Annotated in this window: 15 protein-coding genes and 2 riboswitches; of the genes, 12 read left to right on the top strand and 3 right to left on the bottom strand. The window is 40.4% G+C overall.

The window, feature by feature from the left end; genetic code table 11:
- Positions 1 to 49 precede the first annotated feature (49 nt).
- From CCC32_RS11945 to CCC32_RS11890, 12 genes are all read left to right on the top strand, one after another.
- A complete protein-coding gene (locus CCC32_RS11945; RefSeq protein ID WP_042518871.1) occupies positions 50 to 250 on the top strand; it encodes a hypothetical protein in 201 nt (66 codons plus the stop codon).
- Positions 251 to 2,238: 1,988 nt separating this feature from the next.
- Positions 2,239 to 2,748, top strand: coding sequence for a hypothetical protein (locus CCC32_RS11940; protein ID WP_287074769.1), 510 nt, complete (start codon positions 2,239 to 2,241; stop codon positions 2,746 to 2,748).
- A 261-nt stretch (positions 2,749 to 3,009) separates the two neighbouring features.
- Positions 3,010 to 5,229: a DUF2075 domain-containing protein gene (locus tag CCC32_RS11935; protein WP_287074768.1), complete on the top strand. Its 2,220-nt coding sequence runs from the start codon at positions 3,010 to 3,012 to the stop codon at positions 5,227 to 5,229.
- Position 5,230: 1 nt separating this feature from the next.
- Complete coding sequence (locus tag CCC32_RS11930; protein ID WP_287074766.1) at positions 5,231 to 6,928, top strand: DEAD/DEAH box helicase; 1,698 nt, start codon at positions 5,231 to 5,233, stop codon at positions 6,926 to 6,928.
- Between the two features lie 342 nt (positions 6,929 to 7,270).
- A riboswitch (SAM-I-IV-variant riboswitch) is annotated at positions 7,271 to 7,373 on the top strand.
- The gene (locus tag CCC32_RS11925; RefSeq protein WP_287074763.1) at positions 7,370 to 8,191 is read left to right on the top strand and encodes a hypothetical protein; all 822 of its coding nucleotides are present in this window, start codon (positions 7,370 to 7,372) and stop codon (positions 8,189 to 8,191) included. It overlaps the preceding riboswitch by 4 nt.
- 12 nt (positions 8,192 to 8,203) lie before the next feature.
- Entirely contained in the window at positions 8,204 to 9,133 is a 930-nt protein-coding gene (locus CCC32_RS11920) for a hypothetical protein (RefSeq protein ID WP_287074762.1), read from the top strand.
- 138 nt (positions 9,134 to 9,271) lie between these two features.
- Positions 9,272 to 9,430, top strand: a complete 159-nt coding sequence (locus CCC32_RS11915; protein ID WP_287074760.1) for a DUF4372 domain-containing protein — start codon at positions 9,272 to 9,274, stop codon at positions 9,428 to 9,430.
- A 168-nt stretch (positions 9,431 to 9,598) separates the two neighbouring features.
- Positions 9,599 to 10,111 carry a transposase gene (locus CCC32_RS11910; protein ID WP_287074758.1) on the top strand — a complete coding sequence of 171 codons (513 nt, stop codon included), beginning with the start codon at positions 9,599 to 9,601 and terminating at the stop codon, positions 10,109 to 10,111.
- Positions 10,112 to 10,228: 117 nt separating this feature from the next.
- A riboswitch (SAM-I-IV-variant riboswitch) is annotated at positions 10,229 to 10,352 on the top strand.
- Complete coding sequence (locus tag CCC32_RS11905; protein WP_287074756.1) at positions 10,345 to 11,112, top strand: NADAR family protein; 768 nt, start codon at positions 10,345 to 10,347, stop codon at positions 11,110 to 11,112. (Overlaps the previous riboswitch by 8 nt.)
- 12 nt (positions 11,113 to 11,124) lie before the next feature.
- Positions 11,125 to 12,180, top strand: coding sequence for a hypothetical protein (locus CCC32_RS11900; protein WP_287074755.1), 1,056 nt, complete (start codon positions 11,125 to 11,127; stop codon positions 12,178 to 12,180).
- Between the two features lie 11 nt (positions 12,181 to 12,191).
- Entirely contained in the window at positions 12,192 to 12,980 is a 789-nt protein-coding gene (locus CCC32_RS11895; RefSeq protein ID WP_287074753.1) for an S-adenosylmethionine synthetase N-terminal domain-containing protein, read from the top strand.
- Positions 12,981 to 13,797: 817 nt separating this feature from the next.
- Positions 13,798 to 15,552 (top strand): hypothetical protein, encoded by a 1,755-nt coding sequence (locus CCC32_RS11890; protein WP_287074751.1) that lies wholly within the window; start codon positions 13,798 to 13,800, stop codon positions 15,550 to 15,552.
- Positions 15,553 to 15,724: 172 nt separating this feature from the next.
- Here the strand turns inward: CCC32_RS11890 and CCC32_RS11885 are convergent, their stop codons facing one another.
- The 3 genes from CCC32_RS11885 to CCC32_RS11875 form a co-directional block, all read right to left on the bottom strand.
- Positions 15,725 to 16,345 (bottom strand): recombinase family protein, encoded by a 621-nt coding sequence (locus CCC32_RS11885; protein WP_287074749.1) that lies wholly within the window; start codon positions 16,343 to 16,345, stop codon positions 15,725 to 15,727.
- Between the two features lie 82 nt (positions 16,346 to 16,427).
- Positions 16,428 to 16,778, bottom strand: coding sequence for a hypothetical protein (locus tag CCC32_RS11880; RefSeq protein WP_287074747.1), 351 nt, complete (start codon positions 16,776 to 16,778; stop codon positions 16,428 to 16,430).
- A 264-nt stretch (positions 16,779 to 17,042) separates the two neighbouring features.
- The gene (locus tag CCC32_RS11875; protein WP_287074745.1) at positions 17,043 to 18,086 is read right to left on the bottom strand and encodes a leucine-rich repeat domain-containing protein; all 1,044 of its coding nucleotides are present in this window, start codon (positions 18,084 to 18,086) and stop codon (positions 17,043 to 17,045) included.
- Positions 18,087 to 18,106 lie beyond the last annotated feature (20 nt).

Raw genomic sequence — 18,106 nt, 5'->3', positions numbered from 1 at the left:
CTCATTCTGATGCACTGACTGAATATTAACGACTTAAAATGAATGAATTATGAAAAAGAATAAATATATCAAGCCGGCAACAGGAGTCGTGAATGTCCAGATTTATGGCAAGATGCTCGCTGGATCTCATGACAACTGGGCGGACAGTAAATCTCACAAGAAAGGACTGTGGGATGACGATGCTAATGAATATGATGAGTCTGCCAATTCCAATTGGGCAGGCTATCAGAAAGATTCACCTTCATGGTGAGAGTGATTGACTTGCTTGCGCATTTCAGAACAGTTTTTCAGAAATGCGTTGTTTGACAAGAAACCCCAGGCTCTGTGAAGAACTTGGGGTTTCGATTATTTTTTGCGTAGTAGGTTATGGAACGTGATAGACAGTTGATAATCTGAATACCAGATCGACTTCAGCCCCTCTCGTTCTCCCCCGTAGGACAACCCATCCTAACCTTCCCCAAGGGAAGGAACTGGTTACTCCGATTATGGATAATCCTTTGACAATCATACTATCAATTGTATCTGTCCCTCCACTTCGGGGGAGGTTAGGTGGGGGCTGTAGTCAATAGTAGGAGTAATTTATTTCTCCTCTTGGAAAAGGTCTTAAGATCATGATGGAAAACAAAAGAGACTTGTTGGCAGTCGTGTGGCTGCGAGACAAGTCTCTTTGTAGTTGGTATTTATTCTTTGCCCATATTCAAGCAGGAGACATTACGCCCGGATTCAAGCCGGGGCATCATGTCAAGGCATGGGACATCAGGATTACTCCCATTCATTTATAATCTATATCTGATATTCAGAGAGTTAGCTATTGTCGGGGATATTTATCGGGGACAACACGAACTTCATACACAACCATGGCTATCAGTCACTTACACGATTATTACTACTTAAAATCAATTGATTTCAAGCCTCAACAAGACAATCAAGAGCAGCCCTTATATATATAATAAGGTGTAAATTCACGTAATTTTATGTATATACAAGGCAAACATAGTTGCCCACCTTATATTATAAGGTGTAGCATTCAGCAGCAGCAAAAGCTATTCAAGCTACTCTAAAGTACTGTATATATATGCGTTATAGGGAGGGCTTCCACCGTATCCTCTCTTTGCCTACCCCTATAGAGGGAGCGAGGCATCGACCACAAGGGGTTGCCATGCATCTTTTAGAAAATTTTCCGGTATACAAAATGCCTTTTCTTTCAAGTCTTCAGATTTTTTAATATTCAATTTTGCAATAGTAGTCTCTCAAGTAGTATGTTTGCAACATGAGAATAAATGATAGAAATAAAACCATATAAAAAATGTATCAATCAAATCTAAAAGATTATTGTGACACAGATGCAGTATAGATTGCACAGATAAAAAATTATTCTAAATACCCGTTGGCGGAATTAATTTAAGTTGGTCGATATGAGCAAAAGTTGCCCATATCGCTGATTCTCAGTAAAAACCAAGAATTGCTTAAAAACTGTCAGACCATCTGGTTTTTTGCCGTAATGTTCTGACAGACAGATAGTTGGCTGTCAGGCAATTGTCAGCCTATTGTCTGGATGGTTTGCTGATGAAAAGAGAATTGTCAGATAAAAAGAATTATCAGATGAAAGGAATTTAGACGACAGGAATTGTATGCGTTGGCAGAATCCTGAAAACAGGAATATGGGTGTTGCAACATTAACTTATTGGGCAGACGTCTGACAGCAAATCTGCCCAACTGGGGCAAGCACGTTGCCCATGATGGGCAAGCACGTTGCCCCAGTTGGGCAAGCAGCGTGCCCAATTTAATACAAACTGACATTAGGATTAAGTGTGCACTAATCTAATTCCGCCAACGGGTTCTAAATACAAACACAAAACAGCAAATTCATGAAGAGAAATTCTTTAGTCTCAACATTTATTGTTATCTTTGCAGTGTCATATTGCCGAAATAGGCTTTATTGACGGACATATTTAGAGAAGCGTATTTCGCTATATTCCTATACGAGTGAAACTTGGACACTTTCGCAAAATGGTTTATTGGAGTGTAGTGAGAATATGCCTCTGCTTGGCGTGTATTCGTATACAAAAACGAGATACGTACAGGTGGGGCTTATTCTCCTTTTTCCATAAACCAACGGAGTCCAAGCCGTCACACAGAGGGAAAAGGAGCAATAAAGCCTCACTTTTCTTTTTATGCTCCCTAACATCAAATTACTAACAACACTGTTTGGGCTGAAGGTGCGTCAAATGAAGCAAAATGAAAAAGCATTTTAAGTTGTTGATGTTGGCATTGCTCGCTTTGATGCCATTTGCACTAATCAGTTGCGGAAGTGACGATGATGATGATAATCCTTCTTCATCAAACACAATCCAAATCAATGGTAAGAGTTATGAACTTGACACATATGTTGTTCAAGAGGGAAGTTTCGATGCGGAAGCAGGTAAAGGTGAATTTACTGTAGGGGTATTTAATCAAGTTGGTAACACTAAGGACAGTTGGTTTTATCAATTCTCTTACACGGATTCAACAGAGCCTAAAGTAGGTGATGATTTCTCTAAGAAGGCATTGGAGCTGATGGCACTGGATGAATCCGATGCTTGCTACACTACCCTTACTTACAAGAGCGGTTCTGCCAAAGTTGTATCTATCGACAAGAGCAAAGATGATATGACTTTCAAATTCGACAACCTCAAAATGGCAGGTGGCGAGTATTCCTACACTTTCAACGGAACAGTAACCGTTGATTTCAATTTTGCAAGACATTAACCATTCTTAGCACAGTTTTTTCGTCTTTCTCCAACAAACATATTAACTTTGCAATAGAAAATGTCAAGAGTAGCCTTGTGAACAAGGTGAAGCCAACCGAGCATAAGAAGCCACGGTGGAGCTACGACATGAAAAGTATAGTAACTTTTAAATAAAATCTTTTATGGCAAGAAAATCAAATCAAGTTTAGAGGTATTTATGTTCACCATCAAACATGGTAAACACTATTCGTATATTGTGTAACTAACTATCAACAGGAAAATGAAAACCAAAGAATTAAGACAAGCCTATTACACGGCAACAGTTTCAGAGTTTCAAAAGGATGTTGAACGTGGCCAATACATTGAAAAGATGCTATTGGGTGGAAAGTTCCTATTGGATACGTACAACAGCGAGACAAAATCGTGGGAAGAGAACGCCAAAGTCATCTCTAAATTGTTGAGCGATGCCAATTTGCCAAATCCTGACGACGTGTATGTTTCCTTCGAATATGCAGCACCCGTGGGTGGTCGTGTGGATTGCGTTTTGTTTGGCACAGGTAAGGATGGGAAAAAGAATGTCATCCTGATTGAGCTAAAGCAGTGGGGTAATCAAGTGGAAGTTTCCTCTGCTTATGGAAAACGCTGGGTAAATGTTTTCGTTGGTGGAAGTGACAAGATTGTCGATCACCCATCAGAGCAGGCAGAGAGATACGAAATTCACTTCCGCAACTTTGTCAACCTCTTCGACCAAGAGGAGTACGAGTTGACAAGCTTGGCTTATTGCTACAACTATGAGAGCAAAGGCAAGGAAGGTTTGTTCCATGATATGTTTGCCGAACTCCGTGAGAGATGTCCGATTTACTCTAAGGATATGACAGCAGAACTGAGCCAGAATCTGCACGATCTGCTCTGCAACGGACAGGGTGAAGGCATTGCGAAGAGTTTGGCGGGCACAGACCTTAAGCCAACTAAGGCCTTGATTGAAGCTGCTGCCAACATGATGATTGATCCAAATGACAACACGTTCGTGTTGCTCGGCGACCAGGACGACGCATACAAGACGTTTTGGAATGTTTTGAAGAAGACTCTTGACAGTAACGACAAGAGCGTCTTCATCGTAAAAGGTGGTCCAGGCACAGGAAAGACGGTCATCGCACTGAAGATTCTTTCTGAGCTTTACAAAGAAGCTATGCAGAACGGCAAGGAGTGTAACGCTTATTATGCAACTCGTTCTACAGCCCTCACCAAGCAACTTTCAGAGGCACTCCATTGCAGTAACGGCAACCGAAAGAAGCATACTGGCGGAGTAGAAGATTTGATACAGAAGACTTACCAATTCCGCCCTGCTTGCTATAAAGAAAGTCAAATAGATGTCCTGCTTGTCGATGAAGCACATCGTGTTCAGGAAAAGTCTAACGACCAAACAGATGGATCGCTTAAGAAAAAGTGTGGAGTGGAATCTGTGTATTGCCCACTCAATCAAGCCCTCTCGCTCATCTACTGCTCTAAGGTGACAGTGTTCTTCATTGATGACCATCAAGCCGTCAAGAATCAAGAGATTGGTTACTCCGAGGCAATTAAGAAAATTGCAGAGAACTATCAAGGTGAGTACATTAAGCAGATTAAAGAATTTAAAGCAGAGTACTCTAATAAGATAAAGCCTAAGGCAGAGAAAAAGCTAGAAGCCTATCGCCAAGCTTTGGATGGTGATCATTCTGATGCAGAAATGGCAAAGATTGAGCGCAAAATCGTAACTGAAGAGCGTAATATTGATCGGATAAAAGGCCTCAAGTATCTCACAAAGGATCCTTTGCCAAAAGTCAATGTCTATACGCACGAGCTTACGACACAATTCAGATGTGTGGGAGCTGACCGTTTTGTAGCTTGGGTGGACAACGTACTCTATAAAGAAGTACCCAACGAGAAGAAATTCAAACTGGATAAAGAGGATTTCGACTTTAAGATTTTCCAATCCCCTCAGGAACTGGAACAGGAAATCCGCAAGCTCAACGACCAAGAGAAAGAACCTAAGACTACGGCTCGTATTGTGGCAGGCTGGTGTTGGGATTGGTCGAGCAAGGCAGATGAAAATGGTGACCTCAAAAAAGAGATTCAGATAGGCGACTGGAGCATGCCTTGGGAAACGAAAGCTAAACCTTCCAAGGAGTTTAAATCCCAATACGCTCGAAGCGCAGACTTTTGGGCGAAAGATCCGCAAGGCATCAACCAAGTGGGATGCATCTACTCGGCACAGGGATTCGAGTTCGACTATGTTGGTGTTATCCTAGGTCCAGATATCAAGTACGATGCTAAAAAAGATGCCTTGGTTTGCTTGCCGAAGTTGAATAAGGAACGTAACCTCACAGAGAAAGATGAGAATGGCGACCGACTGATTCGCAACATCTACAAGGTGCTGCTGACAAGAGGTCGTAAGGGATGCTACATGTATAGCTGCGACCCAAAAGTGTCAAACTATTTCAAACGGTTCATGAACTACTAACATGACGAAATATTCTAAGTTGGAAGAAATGCGCGACCACTTGCTGACATATCTCAAGGAACAGAAGCAGTTTCTGCAAGAGGATATTGACGCAAGCAGCCAATTGACAGACGACGAGAAGATCGACAACGGTCTTCTCATCGTTGATGCCACTGTGCTCCGTCATGAAGACAACGAATATCTGCTGGGATTCAAAGTCAACTATACAAAGGTGCGACCAGGCGACGAAGTGACTCTAGAGTCATCCGACGGTCAAAAGTTAATTGTCTCTGTCATTGAGAATGAACTAGAGTCAATGACCATCCAATATGATGGCGTACTGTCACTCTCCCTCTCTTACCGCATATCAGTCAATAACGTAGTGATGCTAGACCCACTCATCAATCTACTTGAGGGTATAGCGTCTGGATTACCCGGCGCATATTTCTTGAAACTATTGGCAAATATCGAAGAGCCAGACGAAGAAGGTTTCACGACATTGGATGTTCCAACTTCTGACTCCTGCTACGCCCGCCTCAACTACGAGCAGCAGGAGATTTGCAAAGCGGTACTTCAATGTCCGTCTGTTTATTGTGTTCAAGGACCTCCGGGTACAGGCAAGACCGATGTTCTTGGAGTTTTGGCACGAACGTTTGCCAAAAGGAGAAAAAATGTCGTCGTGATCGCCAAAACTCACCACGCTGTCAACAATGCACTGAACAAGATACGTAAAATGTGTGCCAATGCCCCCATATCTAAGATTGGCTCCAAATTGAAGTCTGATAATGTGGACAAATCTATTTGCATTTATGAGAAATACTTCAAGTATCAAGCCGCCTATAAAAAGCGACCTGCTTACAGAGGACGAATTGCCGATGTTGTGGGCATGACCCTACAGAGTGCCATCATCAACCTAGGCTTATTGCATACTAGCTTCCGCCCGTCAATCATCTTTGTCGATGAAGCGAGCCAACTGACTTTGGTTGAGGCAAGCGTACTAGGTGTGTTTGGTGCTAGCAGCATCGTCTTTTTCGGTGATGACAAGCAGATGCCGCCTATCTTCCACGAAAAGCAACAAAGTGACGAGTTGTCGGTATCCATCTTTTCACACATCATACATCTATATCCCTCCTTCGAAGGCAAACTCCGTGTCACCTATCGCATGAATGAGGATATTACGCAATGTGTCAGCAGCAACTTTTACGAGCCTTTTGGTGAGAAAATCATTGCTTCTGATTTTTCCAAAAATCGCAGTTTGCAAATCCAAGGACCGCACCTCGATCAGCGTATCAAAAAGTTGCTATCCTCAGGCTCATCTATCGAGACAATAGATGTTTCTACCACTCATACCTGGGAAGATTCAAATCCAGAGGAAGCAGACTTCATTGCCAATCTTGTCGAACACGCTCTATCCTTGGGTATAGATGCAAAAGATATTGCGGTCGTTACTCCTTTTAGAAGACAAGTCTTAGCGATAAGAACTTCCCTCCGATCTAAATTGAATTCAGACATACCTCTCGTTGATACTGTCGAACGACTTCAAGGACAGGACGTAGATCTAGTCATCCTCAGCTTTAGCGTGACAGACGATGAATTTTATAGACAAACTATGAACTTTCTACTGAATCGAAATCGACTCAACGTGATGATTAGCCGCGCCAAGAAAAAGGTGGTAATTGTAAAATCCGAGATAATCCAATTAGGGGTAGCTATACCGTAGGTCATCGGCAGAGAATATGCCTATCATCGTATTATTTTCTATGGGTAGCTGTTTTTGCAAATAGCTACCCATAACCATTTATTAACAAATATTATCTTAAAATATTCGTCTTTTCCAAAACAACATATTAACTTTGCAGCTGAAAATGTCAAGAGTAGCCTTTTGAGGTGATGCCAACCGAGCACAAGAAGCCACGGTGGAGCAACGACATGAAAAGTCTAACTTTTAAATAAAATCTTTTATTGTAAAATCAAATCAAGTTTAGAAGCATTTATCTCGATTCATCAACAAACAAGATGAATCAAAAGGACATGTCTTTACAACATGACATAGCAATTCATTTTTAAGCATCAAGAGACTGATTAGATTCAGCACCAACCGATAACAGAAACACGGTGGTAAAAAAGATGCGATTAGTTTAACACTAATAAACTTCTGATTATGAAAGAATTATATTCAATCTTGTGCGATTCAAGTCGCTCAGTCAGCAATCTTATCAATAGCCTTGGACGTGTGGAACGCTATGATGCCACACAAGTCCATTGCATATCATTTTCAAAGGCTTCGGACATTGTTGATGGGATTAATGTTCGTTTTACCAATATGGCGAAAGGCTATCCTTTTCAATTTAGAGGTTTCACATGGCACGATAGTGAAATGTTGTATCTATGTGGCGAATTTTCTGAAAATTCCTCACTACATCAAACAATTCAAGAACAAATGCGCAATCAGACAAGTGGATTCGCATCCAAACTTTTTGTAAAGACCAAGTATAAGAACTTTATCCGCCAAGATTTTGCCGATTTCCGTCTACATTGGATGCTGTTTGTGGTTTGGCAGAAGTGCAAAGGCAATGCTGAGTTTGCTCGTTTATTGTCACAAATCTCCCAAGATGCCGTTATCATAGAAAACACAACTAAACAACGTTGTGAAAGTAAAGAGGTATGGGGATGTAGCAACCATGAGTTGACTATTTATCGTGACTTAGTAGCTAACAAAGTCGTAGAGCAAGCTAAAGTGTCTAATCCAAAGATTTCAAAGAAGGCGTTGATTGAACTTGTTGCACAGGAAACAGGTAAGATTAACAATATCGGGATATTCACAGGACAAAACAACTTAGGAAAGATACTAATGATTTGCCGTGACTGTCTTATACAAGGCGTAGAACCACCAATAGACTATGCTCTTCTTAATCGTTCAAACATATACATCTTGGGGAGACGGCTTTCGTTTCCAACAGATAAAACATCAATGTCAAACTAAAAGTATAGAAGTATGAAAACATTTGATTCTATAACATTGGTAAACGGAAAAGTACTTAAACTCTTTGGAGGCCAAAAGCATAGAAACAACAATACGATAAGATATTTTTGTGAACATGCTAATTTCTTTTACGAGCATCAAGATACCATCTTTGACAATAGCCGTATGTTCTTAGCTCCTGTTTATCTAAACGGAGATTGTATCTATACGTTAGGAGGATTGTTGGAATGGTGGAAGCATATGCCCCAAATGGCTACTCTCAAGAATGAAGGTGTAACATATTATATAATTGCTGTATCATCATCTTGTTCAAAAGGTTTCATCACTGTAACTATGTCGGGCGAAGTCAAAGAGTTTTCTTTTCTCAGCGACTATGCAGACAGAACACGTAGCTTAGACGAACATTGTTGCCGATACAGCAAGGTTGCACGTGACTTTGAGCATCTAAGCCTCAAGAATGTGTATGATACAGTTGCATCATTAGCCAAGCAAAGAGAGGAGGAAAGGAAAATTGAAAAGATATGGTCTCCTTATCGAGACAACATAGAATTGCTATATAAGCACAGAGAAGAAATCCTTACTCATAAAGATTGGGCGATGGCTGCAATACCACTTAAAGTATATATGGTACAGCTGCCAATCTATATTGGCACGATGCTGAGGCTTTGGACAAATGAAGACAAGTGGCTGACACATCCTTGTGTATGTGGTCACAAGGCTTTCATATACAGCTTTGCAGGTAGTCCGTTGAGCGGAACAACATCCATATCCTACAAATGTGTACATTGCCACAAACAAGGCAATGCTCAAGTAGATGGCTTTCTCTGTCGAGCACATACTCTTGCCGTTACACAACAAGAATTATCCAAAGAGGCTGAAGGTATAGAAGCTATTACATTGAAAGAAATTATAGACAATATAAAAAGAACAAATTTAAAGTAATTAATTATGATTTACTAGTGATGCGATATTAATCGCTTAACTATAGTTATATATTTGATATTTAATCATTTACAAGCGTTCTTTGTTTTTTTTGATTTGAAATTGATTGAGTAATTTTGCAGCCAAAACTGCAAGACTATGAACATCGGCAAATATATCTTTGCTCAAGTCATCGACTTCATACCTCGCTACCAATTTGACAAGTTGGTGAAGAAGTATAAAGGTGACTGGCATGCAAAAGATTTATCCTGCTATAACCAGTTGCTCCATCTGCTATTTGGTCAGATTACTGGTTGAGTATCCATCCGTGATATTTGTCTGTGCCTAGAGGCTCATGGAAGTAGCATATACCATCTTGGAATTCGCAAGTCCGTTAATCAATCCAATTTATGTCGTGCTAATGAGAAAAGGGACTATCGCATCTACGAAGGACTTGGCATGTATCTAATCGGTATTGTCCGACCAATGTATTCAAACACAAAGGTTGCTGAGATAACGATAGACAATGTCCTCTATGCGCTTGACTCCACAACTATCTCAACAAGCATTGTTCTGGCTGCATGGGCATTGGGCAAGTATAGCAAAGGCGCAGTCAAAAAGCACACACTGCTGGATCTTCGTGGAAGCATTCCGGCAAATATCCATATTACAGATGGAAAATGGCATGACAGCAATGAATTGGATGAGATTGTGCCTGAACCATTTGCGTTCTATATGATGGACAAAGCATACGTTGATTTCATAGCTTTGTTTCGCTTTCACAAAGCCGGTGCATATTGGATAAGTCGTCCCAAAGACAATATGAGATACGAGGTCGTTAACCATAGTCTAGACTTTTATCCAAGTACAGGAATCTGTGGCGATTTCATCATAAAACTGACTACCCATAAGTCGAAGAAACTCTATCCAGAACCTATCAGGATGGTTTATAACAAGACCCAATATCTAAATCATTTGATAAGCACAAATACTATTTAGCAAAATTCAAAACTATTCATCGTTAACTATTCTTAGCATAGTTTTTTCGTCTTTTTCAAAATAAGACTGTAATTTTGCACTCACTTTCCAAAATGGGGAGTTGTTCTTTTATTTATTGACAAGCATCAAGAGACTGTTTAAATACAGAACCAACCGAGCAGATTAGCCATTGCCACGGTGGTAAAATAGATGTGAGTTTAAGGCTTGATTATTCATCTTTAAATTAAAATTTTATGGCAACATCAAAAACATTAGAAATCATCTTAGGTCGTGTGGAGTACATCAACGCTTCACACTTTAACTGTTTGTCGTTCTCCAAGACTTCTGACATGGTGAATGGCATTAACGTGCGTCTCAGTAATATGGCAGGTGGCTATCCGTTTTCATTCGGTGGTGCGACTTGGCATGATAGTGAGACGCTTTATTTGTGTGGCGAGTTTTCGGACTCATCTGACGAACATCGGGCTATACAGGAGGAAATGCACCGACAGACAAGCGGCTTTGCAGCCAAACGCTTTGTCAAGAACAAATACAAGAGATTCATCCGTAGTGACTTCTCGACATTTCGCATACAGTGGATGCTTTACGTAGTATGGCAGAAGTGCAAGGATAATGCGGATTTTGCCAAGATGCTCTTGCAACTACCAAATGACGCTATCATTATCGAGGACACAACCATACAACATTGCGACACAAAGGAAGTTTGGGGATGCACCAACTTTGAGTTGGCTGCAAGAAGAGCAGAGGTTAAAAAGGAAACCATCAAACAGGCTAAGGCTGACTATCCAAACATATCCAAGGCTGCTTTGAAGCGTTTGGTAAACAGTGAGACTTGCAAAGTCAATGGCATTGGAACGTTTGTCGGTCAAAACAACTTAGGCAAGATTCTCATGATTTGCCGTGATTGTCTTATACAAGGCGTAGAACCACCAATAGACTACAACCTCTTGGAGGCGAAAGATATTCACATTTTAGGCAAACGTATTTCATTCATACATTAAATAGATTAGAACATGACACATAGTAACACAGAACAACCAAAGAACAGCATCACATTAATGAATGGTGCTGTACTTGAGTGTATCCCAAAAGAATCACATCAAGGCGACTTTGTACCCGATAAGATGAAATTGGATGCAACAGGTACATATTTGAGTTTAGGCAACAAGCCTTGTAAGCCACAACCACGAACATCAGAAGAATTTGAACGACAGAAGAAGCTCTTCACGGATAACGCTTTCTACCTTTTGGCGCATCAAGAGCGCATCATGCGTGACAGTAGAATGTTTCTTGCTCCTGTAGCTGTACAAAACGGGCTCGCCTACACAGGTACTTCGGGATTCAATGCTCCAACATTGGGCATATACTTGGAATGGTGGAATGAATGTTCTATGGCTTTACGAGTAGATAAAGAGAACCGAAGAAGCCTTGTATTTCACTTGGCAGGCAGTCCGTTAAGCGGTGCGAACCACTGTGCCGAGGTTTACGAGGATGGCAGGACAGAACCGGTACAAGTTTCTTCATTTATAAGCCATTGGCGACCATTCACTGCTATCAATACACGTTATGACGAGGCAAAGCACATCTATCAAGCCTACACACTTGAACAGGTACTTGACATCCTGCACGCTGAGGATGATGAAAGTTGGGACTATTCATCTGAAATTAAGGAACGCTTTATGCTGTCTGAGATAAACGAATTGAAAAAGAAAGTAGAGCGACTAACCAAAGAATCCGATAAATGGTACTCTATGTATAAAGATACTTATATGAAGTACAAGGATGCTGAGATTAGTGAGGCTTTTTCAACTTTTCAATCCTTCAGAGAGGAGTGTGAGGCTCAAATCAACGCTATCAAGATGCGTAAGCGAGCATTGAAGGCAGAACTGAAAAGCGGTGGCATGGATAACATCGCTTATCAGCACACGTTAACGCTGCTGAATAAGCAAATAAGAGAGTTGGAGTTTAGGGTAAGTACTAAAAAGTATGAGTTAATCAACAAATACCTTTCAGAAGGTATTAGTTACGATACGATAGAAAGTTACATGAACAAAAAGAATAACATTTAAGAGTAAGAACAATGATTGAAAAAGTAAATCCTTCGCATCCGGACAAGGTTGCAGACAGAATTGCAGGGGCATTGGTTGACCTTGCGTACAAGAAAGAAGAGAATCCGAAAATAGCAGTTGAAGTATTGCTCGGACATGGTGTTGCAAATCTCATTATTGAGAGTAGTGTGAACATTTCAGACGCTGAGGCTGAAGCTATTGTTAGCCGTATTACTAAGCGTAGAGACTTAAAAGTATCTCTCGTAATGGTAGCTCAAGACCCAATACTTGCAAGCAACCAAGACGGAGAAATCCGCTGTGGCGACAATGGTATTTTCCGAGGCGTTCCACTCACAGAGGAGGAGCGTACCCTCAGCAAAATAGCCCATGACATCTATGAGCGTTATCCTTCAGATGGTAAGTATGTATTAGGCAATGGTAAGTTGATTATCTGTCAAAGCAACGCCAAGACTGAGGATTTAAAGAAGCTCTATCCTACCGCAGTCATTAATCCTCTTGGAGATTGGAGTGGCGGAACAGATGTCGATTCGGGTGCAACAAACAGAAAGTTGGGCAGTGATATGGCGCAATCAGTTTCGGGTGGCGGTCTAATGGGAAAGGACCTTTCCAAGGCAGATGTTTCCGTCAATATCTACGCTTTCTTGAAAGCTCAAAAAACAGGCAAGCCTGTGGAGTTATTCTGTGCCATCGGTGACACAGAGATAGATGGTAAACCTTATCGTGAAATAGTGGAAATCGCTCGTAACTACATCACGAGAATTGGCGGATTCGAGAAATTTGCCGAGTGGGGATTGTTCTAATAAGCAAGTGACATGTACAAATTTGATATAGACATAACTCCATCCCTCAACGGAAAGAAATTCATTTGGAAGGCATTTGTGAAATGTATACCATTATGCAGCTGACAGGTCATACCAATGAACGCACGTTCTACAAATATGTAAAGGCAACCCCCGAACAGATTGCCAAGCTATTGGATTTCAACTCTATCGGATAGCTATCCTATCGGGGATAAGCAGGGACGAAATCGGGGACGGTTTTGGATAAAATGTACAAGAAAGGGGATTTGTTGACAATCAAGCTATTACGTCAACGAATCCCCTAACTTATTGAGTTTAAATTAACTCATCTTTATTTGAGTGGCTGTTTATCGGTATTCCGATTACTCCCACTCTATTATCATTCATCTCAGATAATCAATCTGTTGACCATCATTCAAGACCCTTTAGGGGACGTTCATAGGGGACGTTTATATCAAGTGCAAAGGTAATCAAAATAATCCATTGTCGTGTCAGTACTCCAGCACAATATCCTATTTTTTAGCGATTTTTATTGAAATTTGCTTGAGTTCGTAAACTTTAGTTATTGTTATAGATTACTTTCTGGTACCATCTTCCATACATTATTAGTGTTGATTTAAGAAACTCCCAATCTTCTTGATATAATAATCAAAGGGTTCTTTGACGTATTGAAACAAACAAAATCAAATGGTCGGAGACCCTAATTCATTTTATTTAAGATGAAGAAAATTTTATTTCAAGATGTTGGACTTTCAAGGAAAGGACTCATCACAAATTTAACCACTCTAAACCATATCTTAGGAAGGGAGTTAGGTATATGATGGTTAGTAGCGAGTCTCAATTTATGGTATCCGTATCCAAGGATATTTATGTCAGCAAACAGCAAACCTCTGCCGCCATCATTAGTGGAGAAGAAGGCAGAAAGGCGAGAAAGGAATGTGGACTGAAGGCCAAACTCTGTTTCAAAGTACAGACAGTAACTCCTTCTTCACTCTTGGATTTGTCTCTTGAAGGACACACATTCTGCCCTCTCTTTGGCAATTTCACCACACCACCTCCACAGACTACCTATCTTCGCAAGGATGGCTACTTCACGATGGAAGGCAAGTGCGGTCAGTTCTTCCAAGGCTCATACTTCATTGGTGTGGACATAGACAACACTAAGTACACTCCACAAGAGTTCGTTGACAGACTCAGACTGAAACCAACTCTTTGGTACACTTCTCTGTCACATCTACAGAAGGACAAGAATGGAGATGGGCAACTTGACTCTCGATTCAGACTAATCTACGTCTTTAACAGTCTCATCCAAGACAAGTACTACTTCCGTTACTGTGCATCCAATCTGTACAAGATGATAGAAGAGAATACCCAAGAAAAGATTGAAGACAAGTGTGGACTTAGTTGCTGTCAGTACTTCAATGGAACTTATATCCACTCTGATGAAATCAAATCTGATTATGGCTTGACTAACAGTATCTACTCATTGGATGACATTCAAGTCTCAAATGAAGGTTATCTTAACTATCTTAGGATTAACTGTGAGTATAAGTCTTTGGATAAGGTTAAAAGAAAAGAGATTAAGGATAGGATTCTTACACTTTTGTCTCAATCTGATTTAGGGCAAACAAACCACCAAGAGAACACACATTTAATATCAGAATGGAACAAAAATGGAAGGTCTGATGATGAGGAAGACATTGACCTTGACCAACAGATGATTAATGATTACCGCAGATTACCTTGGGATGAATTCTCCGGCATCTACAGACACAAATATCCATTGGTTTATAGAACGGAGAGAGAGGATTGGTTATCCTTGGAATTAGGTAACAAGACTATCAAATACCAATTCTGTAATGAAGACTACCTCGAGCTAAGTTGGATTGGAAGTATTACAGCAAACGGCATCCGTATCAAAAGGGCTGATGGTCAACACAGACGTAGCACGTTGTTCCATCGAGGATGGCTACGAAGGGTAATCAAACCATCCATCACCCCAAGTGAGCTATTGTTCAATCTTATCAATGATGTGGAGTATTTCTTCAACAACTCTGATGGTGTACTTGACGTGGATACTTTGGTCACTAAGGTCAGACAGTGTTTCTCTTTGGGTATAGAAGACTTCATCAATGAGTATCCGAATATCTACAACGAGATGAAAGAGAAGTGCCGTAGGAAGAGATTTATCATCCATTGGACAAGCCGCAAGGACATCAAGCCGAACAGCCTTAGTAAAGAGTTACGATGGCAGTTACTTGACATCTTGTATGACCGAGAGCTCACTCTGATGGAGAATCTACAGATTTTGTTGGACAGTGACATTGCAGAATTTGATAAGGGATTTAGTAAAAACAGTCTCTATCGCTACTGCAAAGACAGAGGCATAGTCTGTAGCACCAAGTCTCTAAACAAAAGGGAGATGTTCTTCAAACTCCACCTAGATGGAATGAGTCTTTCCAAGGAACAAGAGTATCTGAAGGAAAAAGGTCTTGCTCTTTCAATGACAACTATCTCAAAGTACCGAGGTGAATTGGAGGCTATGTCTTTGCCTACAGTGATTGCGGCTTGAGGAATCAAGTAAGGGAGTCTGAACTGAAACAAATAAAATCAGTTCGGACTCCCTTTTTGCCTATAAACGTCTCAAAGCAAGAAACGTCTCAATTTAATCTTTATACCCTATCTTGAAACTCTCATTTTCTGTCTCATTCTATCCTTTTAGGTTAACGTGAGAAGAGGGCGAGTTAGGCAATCTGCTTTTTGCACTTCAGTATAGTGTTTACACTGTGTCCAGTTAATTTAGATACATTGCGGATAGAGATACCCTTTCTCAAGAGTTTAATTACATCCGAATACTCTTCCTGCACTTTCTCATTATTTTTGCGATAACCGACTTTTCTTCCAACCTGACCTCCATTGGAGATATATTTCTTTAAGCCACTATCCATGCGCTCTTTTATACTTGCACGTTCCATACTAGCAACTTCTGCAAGAATAGTAACTAAAAATTGAGACATTACATTTGGTTTTCCGTCTTCGTTTAGGGTTTCAATATTGTAATTTTTTATGAATAAAGAGATTCCCAAGGTGTTAAATTCTTCAATAGTCTTTAAGACCTCAAGCGTATTACGCCCAAGGCGAGACAATTCCCACACAAGAACTTTTTCTACATTGTGTGTACTAATGTAGGACATTAAACTTTGTAACTCTTGTCGTTCTTCATTCTTTTTTGCCCCTGACACCTTCTCCGAGAAAACTTGTAACACATTCCAACCGCGTGATGAGGCAAACTGCTGGAGTTCGTCTATCTGACGTTGATAATCCTGCACACTCGTCGAAACCCTTGTATAAATGACTGTATTCATGACCGTTTTGTTTTTTAGCAAAGGTACAGCATGATTTTAATTCAGGCAATAGCAATGTGGTGTTTCACAATAATCTTTAGCGTTATTTAGCGTCTTTCCTATTCAAGAAGGCAATCTTTAAGTCTATGACGTATTCATATGCCTCAAAGACGCAGCTGCTATTAACCTCACCACAGATATAAGCACCGAAAGTTTCCACATCTTCCTTCTCCCACCGTTCAAAGTCTATAACCATATTTTCTTTGCCGTTAATAGTCTTGACGCAAGTATATGGTTTTACCAATTCTTGTAAACTTAATCGATGGTCACGATGGTTTTTGCATAGTGCCTCATATTGAGCAATTAATTCCTCAAGCGGTTCTTCCGGCTCTTCTTCTGTTGACAAGTTGACTAATGAAAAGTCATCAGCTTTATGAAATTTATAGGGAATCATTATTATCTGTTTGGTGGTACAAATTAGTAAAATCAAGTATTATCCCGACATCTACACACATCTCTTGGAATGACTTCCAACAGTTTTCATCTACGATGAGTCTATCTCCGCATAGCAATGCTCCCTCATTGGGATATTTTTATCAATTCTCATTCTTTTATTGAATGAGAGAAGATGATTAGTCATCACTGTAAAGTTATGTTGGTTTTCGAATAACTCTTTATATACCTTTGGGGGGTCTTCAGCAATTACAAACATCATCTCTCAAAATGGGGCATCATCAACTTCATATTCTTCATCCGAATAGATTGGATTGTTTGACAAGAGGTCAGCAGGCGTATATGCAAAGGCATCAAAACCAATATGTTTGATGGAGTTGGGGAGTTCGAGTAACGCAGGAAGATTCACACAACCTTGAAATGCCGATTCTTCTATTCTTTCGATGCCGTCAGGCAGATTTACAGAATGTAGAAAATGACAATCGGCAAAAGCAAACTCATCAATTATTTTAATTTTTGAGCCAAGTTCTACTGTATGTAGGCTAAGGCAACCTGAGAATGCACCAGGTCCGATTGAAACCACATTGGGCAGATGAACCTCTTTGAGTTCTTTACATTTTCTAAAGGCACGTGCGTCAATGTAGGCTGCGTCAGACTCAAAAACTTTAATATGAACGTCCATACAACCTACAATTTTCTTACGACCTCCTTTGAGAATGTCGATGATTATTCCGTTCTCAAACGTTGTGTCAACAACTTCGTCAAAGATTCGGTTCAAATTCTCTATTCTAGGAGTCACGCTTGCGCCAATTTTTTGCATCATCATCTCTGTGTAGTCTTCTGAGTATCCATAATCTTTGTATTTTTGTTTGATGGCAATGAGATGTGGTGTGGTTAGGCAGTCAAAAATATCTTGAAAACCACGCCCAAGTGTTTCTAATTCTGGTTTTTCGCCGTTCTGTGACCACACTTTGTATAGTAAGTCAAATTGTTCGTCTGTTAATTCAACAGACTTACTATCACTGATGAGTTCAGATACACACACCCTATAGTCATCCTCTTTATTATCTTCCTTGCTCCAGCAGGTATAGTTAATACCTACCGTTAGATAAATCTCTATGTTAAAATCAAGTGTCTTCATAAGTTCATATAAATGCACTTTGGGCTGCGGCTCGGCATAATCCAAGTAAACTTGGCTTCTGCTCTCGCCTTGCACAAACGTTCCCTTATAATTCGGCAGATGCTCAATCAATATTCCAGGTAAATTCTCGCTTAATAATCGTGGCAAAGCCAACGACAAAATCTTCATCAAACAAAGGGTAAGATTCC

It is taken from the genome of Prevotella sp. LMAG:51 (genome assembly GCF_008680225.1).
Lineage (GTDB): Bacteria > Bacteroidota > Bacteroidia > Bacteroidales > Bacteroidaceae > Prevotella > Prevotella pectinovora.
This window is presented reverse-complemented; position numbering and strand designations above follow the sequence as displayed.

Bases quoted from the DNA above. Each gene is read 5' to 3' on its own strand.
- CCC32_RS11945 (WP_042518871.1), top strand. From the start codon at position 50: ATGAAAAAGAATAAATATATCAAGCCGGCAACAGGAGTCGTGAATGTC.
- CCC32_RS11940 (WP_287074769.1), top strand. From the start codon at position 2,239: ATGAAAAAGCATTTTAAGTTGTTGATGTTGGCATTGCTCGCTTTGATG.
- CCC32_RS11935 (WP_287074768.1), top strand. From the start codon at position 3,010: ATGAAAACCAAAGAATTAAGACAAGCCTATTACACGGCAACAGTTTCA.
- CCC32_RS11930 (WP_287074766.1), top strand. From the start codon at position 5,231: ATGACGAAATATTCTAAGTTGGAAGAAATGCGCGACCACTTGCTGACA.
- CCC32_RS11925 (WP_287074763.1), top strand. From the start codon at position 7,370: ATGAAAGAATTATATTCAATCTTGTGCGATTCAAGTCGCTCAGTCAGC.
- CCC32_RS11920 (WP_287074762.1), top strand. From the start codon at position 8,204: ATGAAAACATTTGATTCTATAACATTGGTAAACGGAAAAGTACTTAAA.
- CCC32_RS11915 (WP_287074760.1), top strand. From the start codon at position 9,272: ATGAACATCGGCAAATATATCTTTGCTCAAGTCATCGACTTCATACCT.
- CCC32_RS11910 (WP_287074758.1), top strand. From the start codon at position 9,599: ATGTATTCAAACACAAAGGTTGCTGAGATAACGATAGACAATGTCCTC.
- CCC32_RS11905 (WP_287074756.1), top strand. From the start codon at position 10,345: ATGGCAACATCAAAAACATTAGAAATCATCTTAGGTCGTGTGGAGTAC.
- CCC32_RS11900 (WP_287074755.1), top strand. From the start codon at position 11,125: ATGACACATAGTAACACAGAACAACCAAAGAACAGCATCACATTAATG.
- CCC32_RS11895 (WP_287074753.1), top strand. From the start codon at position 12,192: ATGATTGAAAAAGTAAATCCTTCGCATCCGGACAAGGTTGCAGACAGA.
- CCC32_RS11890 (WP_287074751.1), top strand. From the start codon at position 13,798: ATGATGGTTAGTAGCGAGTCTCAATTTATGGTATCCGTATCCAAGGAT.
- CCC32_RS11885 (WP_287074749.1), bottom strand. From the start codon at position 16,345: ATGAATACAGTCATTTATACAAGGGTTTCGACGAGTGTGCAGGATTAT.
- CCC32_RS11880 (WP_287074747.1), bottom strand. From the start codon at position 16,778: ATGATTCCCTATAAATTTCATAAAGCTGATGACTTTTCATTAGTCAAC.
- CCC32_RS11875 (WP_287074745.1), bottom strand. From the start codon at position 18,086: ATGAAGATTTTGTCGTTGGCTTTGCCACGATTATTAAGCGAGAATTTA.